This is a genomic window from Acetobacter okinawensis, assembly GCF_002153655.1.
In the GTDB taxonomy this organism is placed as follows: domain Bacteria; phylum Pseudomonadota; class Alphaproteobacteria; order Acetobacterales; family Acetobacteraceae; genus Acetobacter; species Acetobacter okinawensis_A.
Genome location: NZ_JOPJ01000023.1, coordinates 1 through 6,960, shown reverse-complemented (window position 1 = coordinate 6,960; position 6,960 = coordinate 1). Strand labels below are relative to the sequence as shown.

Annotated in this window: 9 protein-coding genes; 4 read left to right on the top strand and 5 right to left on the bottom strand. The window is 50.8% G+C overall.

The window, feature by feature from the left end; translation table 11 throughout:
• The first annotated feature begins 138 nt into the window (after positions 1–138).
• Positions 139–312, top strand: coding sequence for a hypothetical protein (locus HK26_RS13480; RefSeq protein WP_179287867.1), 174 nt, complete (start codon positions 139–141; stop codon positions 310–312).
• Positions 309–1,943, top strand: coding sequence for an Eco57I restriction-modification methylase domain-containing protein (locus HK26_RS10195; RefSeq protein WP_086639686.1), 1,635 nt, complete (start codon positions 309–311; stop codon positions 1,941–1,943). The genes HK26_RS13480 and HK26_RS10195 overlap by 4 nt, the downstream gene beginning before the upstream one ends.
• Here the strand turns inward: HK26_RS10195 and HK26_RS10190 are convergent.
• The 3 genes from HK26_RS10190 to HK26_RS10180 all read right to left on the bottom strand — a co-directional run bounded on the left by HK26_RS10190 (position 1,940) and on the right by HK26_RS10180 (position 4,998).
• Positions 1,940–3,100 (bottom strand): phospholipase D family protein, encoded by a 1,161-nt coding sequence (locus tag HK26_RS10190; RefSeq protein WP_086639685.1) that lies wholly within the window; start codon positions 3,098–3,100, stop codon positions 1,940–1,942. The two genes, HK26_RS10195 and HK26_RS10190, sit on opposite strands and share 4 nt — an antisense overlap.
• A gap of 88 nt (positions 3,101–3,188) precedes the next feature.
• Complete coding sequence (locus HK26_RS10185; RefSeq protein ID WP_143296337.1) at positions 3,189–4,349, bottom strand: hypothetical protein; 1,161 nt, start codon at positions 4,347–4,349, stop codon at positions 3,189–3,191.
• A gap of 448 nt (positions 4,350–4,797) precedes the next feature.
• Complete coding sequence (locus tag HK26_RS10180; RefSeq protein WP_048854890.1) at positions 4,798–4,998, bottom strand: hypothetical protein; 201 nt, start codon at positions 4,996–4,998, stop codon at positions 4,798–4,800.
• A gap of 103 nt (positions 4,999–5,101) precedes the next feature.
• On the opposite strand from HK26_RS10180, the gene HK26_RS10175 reads away from it, so the two are divergent.
• A complete protein-coding gene (locus HK26_RS10175; protein WP_456303461.1) occupies positions 5,102–5,314 on the top strand; it encodes a helix-turn-helix domain-containing protein in 213 nt (70 codons plus the stop codon).
• A 57-nt stretch (positions 5,315–5,371) separates the two neighbouring features.
• Here HK26_RS10175 and HK26_RS10170 read toward each other — a convergent pair whose 3' ends face one another.
• The gene (locus HK26_RS10170; RefSeq protein ID WP_035366292.1) at positions 5,372–5,635 is read right to left on the bottom strand and encodes a BrnA antitoxin family protein; all 264 of its coding nucleotides are present in this window, start codon (positions 5,633–5,635) and stop codon (positions 5,372–5,374) included.
• Entirely contained in the window at positions 5,619–5,903 is a 285-nt protein-coding gene (locus HK26_RS10165) for a BrnT family toxin (RefSeq protein WP_048854892.1), read from the bottom strand. Before HK26_RS10165 ends, HK26_RS10170 begins: the two co-directional genes overlap by 17 nt.
• 737 nt (positions 5,904–6,640) lie before the next feature.
• On the opposite strand from HK26_RS10165, the gene HK26_RS10155 reads away from it, so the two are divergent.
• On the top strand, positions 6,641–6,916 hold the full coding sequence (locus HK26_RS10155) for a replication initiator protein A (protein WP_257640969.1): 276 nt from the start codon (positions 6,641–6,643) through the stop codon (positions 6,914–6,916).
• Positions 6,917–6,960 lie beyond the last annotated feature (44 nt).

Genomic DNA, 6,960 nt, shown 5'->3' with positions numbered 1-6,960 from the left:
CCTACCCTCCATCGGTAAGCCTGTGAATCACAACTTCTCGCTCAGTTCAATAAATTAATAGGTCCTGATCCTAGTTTTTCTTGACAGATAACATTATGCACGTTCAATACATAACATAACAAATGTGAGTTATGTTATATGGCAAAAGGTGAATCAGGTCGTGTGGTTGTAGAGCTAGACCCCTTCCAAAAAAGGCAGCTCTACAGTGTTTTGGCAATAGAAAACAAAACATTAAAAGACTGGATGATTGAGCGTATCCAGCAATACCTTTCAGAATACAAAGGAAATAAGAACGAGGCCGATCACAAATGAACTTCAAGAAATTTGAATCGGCTGAAAAGCTTCGCGGTGGCTACTATACTCCCGCTGATCTCGCAACTTTCCTTGCCCGATGGGTCTCAAAAATTTCTCCAAATCGCACTTTAGAACCAAGTTGTGGTGATGGAATTTTCTTTGAGGCAATTAACAACAGTAAATTATCTGGAGAGATAGTCGGCTTCGAATTGGACGAAGCCGAAGCACAAAAATCCCAAGAACGAGCGCAGACCCTCGGATTATCTAGAGTTAATATTCGTGCCTCTGACTTCTTAGGTTGGGCATTAGAGGCCATGGATGACAAAACTGAGCGGTTCGATGCAGTAATAGGCAACCCTCCATTTATTCGTTACCAGTATTTGCCAGCTCTTTTCCAAGATCGGGCACAAGCAATTTTTGACCGCTTGGGTTGCAAGTTTACCAAGCATACCAACGCATGGGTCTCCTTTGTGCTTGCATCTTTCGAGCTTCTGCGGCCCGGTGGACGGCTCGCAATGGTTGTACCCTCTGAAATTATTCACGTCATGCATGCGCAATCTCTTCGGTCGTATCTAGGGGCCAACGCGCGACGTTTGATCGTGGTTGACCCTGAAGAGCTTTGGTTCGACGGTACTCTTCAAGGTGCGGTCCTTCTTCTTGTGGAAAAGAAGAAGAAGGCAACGGATTATGCCGAAGGGCTTGGAATTTATCCCGTGCGAGGGCGAGATTTCCTTCAATTTGATCCGGAAGATGTCTTCAATACGCCGCAGTCGATTAATGGTAAAACAGTCGAAGGGAAGTGGACTCGTGCACTTTTAGCACCTGCTACTCGTGAACTGCTTGATGAATTGATCGCGACTAATTTGGCACGGCGCTTCGATGAAGTTGCTGACGTAGATGTAGGCATCGTCACAGGAGCAAACAAATTTTTTCTGGTCGAAGACGAAACGGTTCAGCGCTTCGGCCTTCAGAAGTGGGCTTATCCGATGTTTGGGCGTAGCGAACATTGCCCTGGCATCATCTATGATGACGAACAACACCAAGCAAATGCATCAAGCGGAAAGCCAACAAATTTTATATGGTTCAAAGATACCAGCGTCGAACGAACAAAGTTGGGGAAGCAGTACATCGAACAAGGGCTAAAAGAGAGTCTACACACACGCTACAAATGCCGTATTCGTAGCCCATGGTATGCTGTTCCTTCAGTATATTCGACCGAAATCGGAATGCTGAAGCGAAGTCACGACACCCCGCGACTGATTCTCAACAAAGTCGGCGCTTACACGACCGATACAGCGTATCGCATTCGAGCCAAAGAGGGTGCGGCTGAGCAATTGGTTTACAGCTTTCTGAATGGCTTGACCGCCTTAAGTGCAGAGCTAGAAGGCAGACACTATGGAGGAGGGGTTCTTGAGCTTGTTCCGTCCGAAATCGAAAAGCTACTATTGCCTCCTCCATCGAAAATCACTCCCGAGATAGACGAGCTGGATAAAGCTGTACGCACAATGTCAATGGATGACGTCCTTGCACTTCAGACCAAACGGGTCTTGGGCGAGGTCGGTTTGTCCATAGCTCAACAGGATGAACTTCTCTCAGGTTGGCAGCGCCTCCGCAATCGCCGTCACAGAGTGTCATCTGAGGCTACTTAGTCTATATCAATGATATAAACATCAGGTTGCGCCGGATCTCGATAAAGCCTCATAATTCGCTCCAGAAGATCCGTGCGCGCTATAAGGGGGCGAGCTTCGCCCCATCGGACGTCCGTCATAGGCTGCCGTTGCTTGTACGCAGCAGTATTTTTTCTAGTATCGTGTGTGACAGTCAAACGATATAGTCCGTAGTCAATGCCTCGAATAATGATCTGAAAATCTGCCTCCGCCTCTTCTTTTCCTGTTGTACGCGCACTTGGCTGCCATGTAAGATTAGCAAAGACCCTATCCCGAAAATAGGTTTGTTGATCTATTTCTGATGCCCCCTTCTTCCATAGCATTGATCCGGTAGCATGAGTTGTTTCCGATTTCGGTATATCTAAATCACGGCGCCGCAGTTCTTTGCTTTCCCATAAAAGTTCTAGAGCTGTATTGCTTGGTTGCACCGGTTTTCCCGACAAAGTGGTCGGAACTACTCTTGAAAATTCAGATGAAAACTTTGAAATTTTCGATGATGTTCCACGCTTTGTTTTCAGCTTCATAAGGGGAACTTGGTCATCCCCACGATCAGAAGACGATGATGAAGCCGCAGGAGCCCGTGTTTCAGACTCGTCGAGAACCCGCCCAGTTTCGAGAAGCTTCTCAATGTCGGATCTGGCACTAATCTTAATAACATGCTCAGGATACTCATCTATCATATCGTGGAACTGTTGCTCCACGTTAGCCAAGAAGTCAGCATCCTCCTGAACAGTCGTATCAAAATCCTGCAACAAGCTTGCTTCAATGTTAGCAAGAAGGCCACCAACTGTGAGATTTGCACTACCTACGATTAGCCGCGCTTTGTTATGGCTTCTCTGAAAATAGACTTTCGGATGAAAAATGCGTGTGCGTGATCCAGTATCAACAGCGTAAACAGTACATCCGATACTTAAGGCCTTCTCTAATGCCTGCGCAGTCGTGATGCCATTCCGAACCCCTGCAAACACTATCGCTTGCGATGCGACGGCAGACAGCGTGCTCTCAATTAAAGATAAACCACGCTCTGTCATGAAGGCGGTACTGAGAATAACTTTTATTGTATCAGAATGATCAAGAATATTGTTGAGGTGCTTAGCGTGATCCGCATTGGTCACAGCCTGAAGGATATAATTTTTCATTCACTGCTCTCCTGATTGTGAAAACAGTATACATAATTCGTTTTAGAGCTGAAAATATTAAGCGCGACTAAAGGGGCATACGGCACCTTCAGTAGAGTTCATCCCTGTTTGGCTTTTTACGATGAACAACGTTCGTCCCGCTTCCAGGAAAGCGCCCTGTTCGCCTGTCCTCCCAGCTCAGGCAGTGTTCTTTGACCGGCTCGCTCTCTTTCTCTTTTGCCTGATCAACGACCCGAACAGCCTGAATAGCTTCTGCCTTACCTTTCAAAACAGACCCTGCCTTCGCCTGAAGCGCCCGCCTGACCCGCTCCCGAAAGGCTGGCAGCGGAATATCGAACGCCTCCCCATAACGATCCAGAAGCCAGAGACGGATCGATTCATACGACCAGCGCTCCGCGATGAATGTCCGGATCTGCTCCGCTTCCCGGATCAGCAACACGCGAGAGGCATCCAGCCCCCGAGGAATGGGTAATCCTGTCTGACTGTTCTCGTTTACAGCAGGCATTGCTCCTTCCTCAGGCAACTCTCGTTCAGAACCAACAGGCTCTTTCCCAAAAGGGGCCTTCCCCATAAGCAGCCTCTGCACAACCTGAGCCGCAGAAGCAGTCTCATCAGACCGGAAGCGCACGTAACCCGGCCGTGCCGGTGGCTCCCAAGACTTTGCCTTCCGCCTGATCCGCCCCCAGTCATCTTTTGCAAACCGGTGCAGTTCAAAAACCTGCTGCCGCACCCCCTTGAACCCCGGAAGTCGCACCAGACGCGCCATGACAGCCTTGATGGCATTGTCATCCCGTGTGGTCCGGATCGCAGCCTGGATCTCTTCCTGCCACGCCTGCACACGCTCTCTGGTCATCCGCCAGGACCAGGACACTTTCCCGTTCGGGGTCGGAAGCTGCACCAGCTCGAACTCCGTTCCCCAGAACAGCCGACCTTTTCTGTCTGAAGCCTTCCGGCGTCCATGCTCCTGCTGAAAGACATTACTCTCGCCCTCGGTAAACAGAAGCCACCACAGGAAACGCGTCGTTCCCTGTTCAGGATAGGCAAAGAAACGCACACCGGCCGCGCCCTGCCTGCGCTGACGGCACCGCTGCCATCGGGACAGTCCTATGTCATAGCGCTCTGCAAATTTATCTTCGAGCGCCAGAAATTTATCTGCCGCGATAACCCCGGAGACATGCCAGACATACCCACGGGCCACAGCATTCTGAAGGGCCTGCATGACGGATGTCTTGTGCACCGGGATCTGCATCTCTTACCTTCACTCAACCCCAGAAACCGCAGTTTTCAGCGGCGTCTCTAAAACTCATGGAAACGGTCGAATATGTTCGAAAAAACATGATAACTCACGGTTCTGCAACATCATATAAATTAAAAATTCCCGATAAAAAATGAGCTTCGCAACTTTATAATAGGAAGTTCCTCATGCGAATGAGGAAAACGTGTCTTCCGCACATCTGACTTGACCATGGTCCAGAGAAATTTTCATACTGGAAAACGGATGGAGAGACCGCCTCGGAAAAGACAATCTCCCCACCCTTAGCCTACAGACGACTACTCAACGGGTGACTTCAGAGCGGCCCCAACCGCTTGCCCCAAGGCTCAGGACATCCCCTAGTGTCCTGAGCCTCTACGCTCTCTCCTCAGCAGACACAGTAAACAGCCTGTCAGAACAAGCAGGAGAGAAAAAAAGCTCTCTGTCAGGGACGTTCGTGCCAGGGAAGCGTGCGCTTTTCTCCGAGATCGTGCGGATCAATTTCAATCCCGGCTTTCAGCAGGGCGCGCATCAGCACCTCTTTCTGGGTTGTATCCCGAAGAGCGGCTGTCCGGCTCAACGCCCGGATGGTTGTCTCAGTCACTTTCACATTGAGATTGACGGCTTTCTGGCGCGGCTGCGGCATGGATTTCTTCCTGGCAAGAGAGAGGAAATGCAAAGGGATGAATAGTTACATATTATAGTTGATAAACTTATAGTGTGTAAGTCGTCACGGTCCCTGCATGGACATGAAACGGCTTGTCGGAAAGAATTTTGCCCGCCTAAGGCAGGAGAAGGGGCTGACCCAGGAGCAGGTGGAAGAACGCTCCGGGTTCAGCCAGCAGTATCTCAGCGGTCTGGAGCGCGGTCACCGCAACCCGACAGTCGTGACGCTGTATGAACTGGCGCAGGCGCTTGAGACAACGCCTGTGGAGTTCCTGAAGCCTGTCAGTATGACCTGAGTGATTTTCGGGCGTATTTACATTGCCCGATCTCTTCTGTTCCGGCTGGAATACGCTTTACCTCATTTGTGCAACATCGGTCTCCAGCAGCATCCGGACATAGCGTGTGTAAGGGATGCCCTTTGCCTTTGCCCTGGCTTTCACGGCGTCCAGCAGGGACGCTGGCAGGCGCATGTTGAGGGCAGCCGCCTTGGGTTCGATCTCAAAGCGCATGGGCTTGAAACCGGACAGGTCATACCGGGTCAGATCGGCGGTCGCGACGAAATCCTCGGCCGCTTCATCACTATGCAGAGAGGGCATGGACCTATTTTTGCTGCTCATAGTGGTCGATCTCCTTCTGATGCATGTAACGGGCACTGATGGGACGTAGCCGGGTCTGACTGCTGACCGTCCTGAACATGAAGACCAGAAAAACGTAACGTCCGGCTTCAGTCCTGCCGATGGCCCGCATCCGGGGCTCACCTGGATGAGGATCAGCCATGACGGCAGGTTCTCCCAGCAGGACCTGCTCGATTTCCGCACGGGAGACACCATGCTTGCCACATTTTGGCCAGTTGCCGTCATCCCAGTCGAAACCCGCAATCTTCATGGAGATAAGATAGACATTTGTCTACACAAATGCAACACTATTAGAATCCAATGATCCCCGTTCCGTCTCCATCGTGTCTCCCTTGAATTTCGCGCTGGAGGACATCCATGATTGCGGTAAGCTCTCTGGAGGGGGGCGTACAAGGCGCAATTCCCATTACAGACAACAAACCAGCCATCACGCACGATAACGCCTGTACGGCCTTCCTGTGGCGTCAGACGGACATGTTGTGACACGTGAGCCGCTGAATGATCGCCTGAACGCCAGTGTGCCTTGAGCAGATTGCGGTCTTGCCTGGTTCTTTTGGTGTTGCTGGCGTCGGGCGAGCGCGGAGCGGGAGCCCCGTAGGGCGCCAGAGGCGCCGACGCGGGAGAGGAAGGTGTGCATGGAGAGACGATGCGGAATGCATCGTCGATATGATTCCGTGCCGTAGGCATGTCCGTATTAGCGCAGCCCTGAAAGGGCGAGCAGGGGGATGCCGGGTGGGAGATCGCGCGAAGCGTGATCGGGGCGGCCGTAGGCCGCGAGCCGGCGGGGGCGTAGCCCCCAAGAGGCGGTGCTTGGGTTCAATTTGGCTGAAAATTTTTAAGCGATAAAAAGTTATCCACAGACCAGATGTTCAAAGGAGGTGTTAGATTCTGTGTTAAGCGATTTTGGCATCCATTTAACGCATTGATATAGAATAGGAATTTCTGCGTTTTTTTCCGATTTGGTATTTAAAACCCCGAACTTGAGGTATGGTATCTGAAACCCTGAATCTGCCTGTTGTCCATGAGGCCCTCCTGCCGAAGCGTCATCCGCAGCATGACTTATTCATCTGCGACGTGGCAGATGCCGTGCTTAAGGACGTGATGCCGCAAATGGAGCATCCGTTCTATTCCTTATCGAAAAAACCCGAGACGTCCGTTCGTCGCTATGAACATAACGGGCAATGGCTGGAAATCACGCCAAGCGTGAAGGGCCTTGTTACAATCTACGATAAAGATATTCTAGGCTCAGGACTCATTCTTTGAGGTAGAAGATGACGCTTGCTGCGATGTGGATTGCGGACATGAAT

Bases quoted from the DNA above. Each gene is read 5' to 3' on its own strand.
- HK26_RS10175 (WP_456303461.1), top strand. From the start codon at position 5,102: ATGAAACGGCTTGTCGGAAAGAATTTTGCCCGCCTAAGGCAGGAGAAG.
- HK26_RS10180 (WP_048854890.1), bottom strand. From the start codon at position 4,998: ATGCCGCAGCCGCGCCAGAAAGCCGTCAATCTCAATGTGAAAGTGACT.
- HK26_RS10195 (WP_086639686.1), top strand. From the start codon at position 309: ATGAACTTCAAGAAATTTGAATCGGCTGAAAAGCTTCGCGGTGGCTAC.
- HK26_RS10185 (WP_143296337.1), bottom strand. From the start codon at position 4,349: ATGCAGATCCCGGTGCACAAGACATCCGTCATGCAGGCCCTTCAGAAT.
- HK26_RS10170 (WP_035366292.1), bottom strand. From the start codon at position 5,635: ATGAGCAGCAAAAATAGGTCCATGCCCTCTCTGCATAGTGATGAAGCG.
- HK26_RS10190 (WP_086639685.1), bottom strand. From the start codon at position 3,100: ATGAAAAATTATATCCTTCAGGCTGTGACCAATGCGGATCACGCTAAG.
- HK26_RS13480 (WP_179287867.1), top strand. From the start codon at position 139: ATGGCAAAAGGTGAATCAGGTCGTGTGGTTGTAGAGCTAGACCCCTTC.
- HK26_RS10155 (WP_257640969.1), top strand. From the start codon at position 6,641: ATGGTATCTGAAACCCTGAATCTGCCTGTTGTCCATGAGGCCCTCCTG.
- HK26_RS10165 (WP_048854892.1), bottom strand. From the start codon at position 5,903: ATGAAGATTGCGGGTTTCGACTGGGATGACGGCAACTGGCCAAAATGT.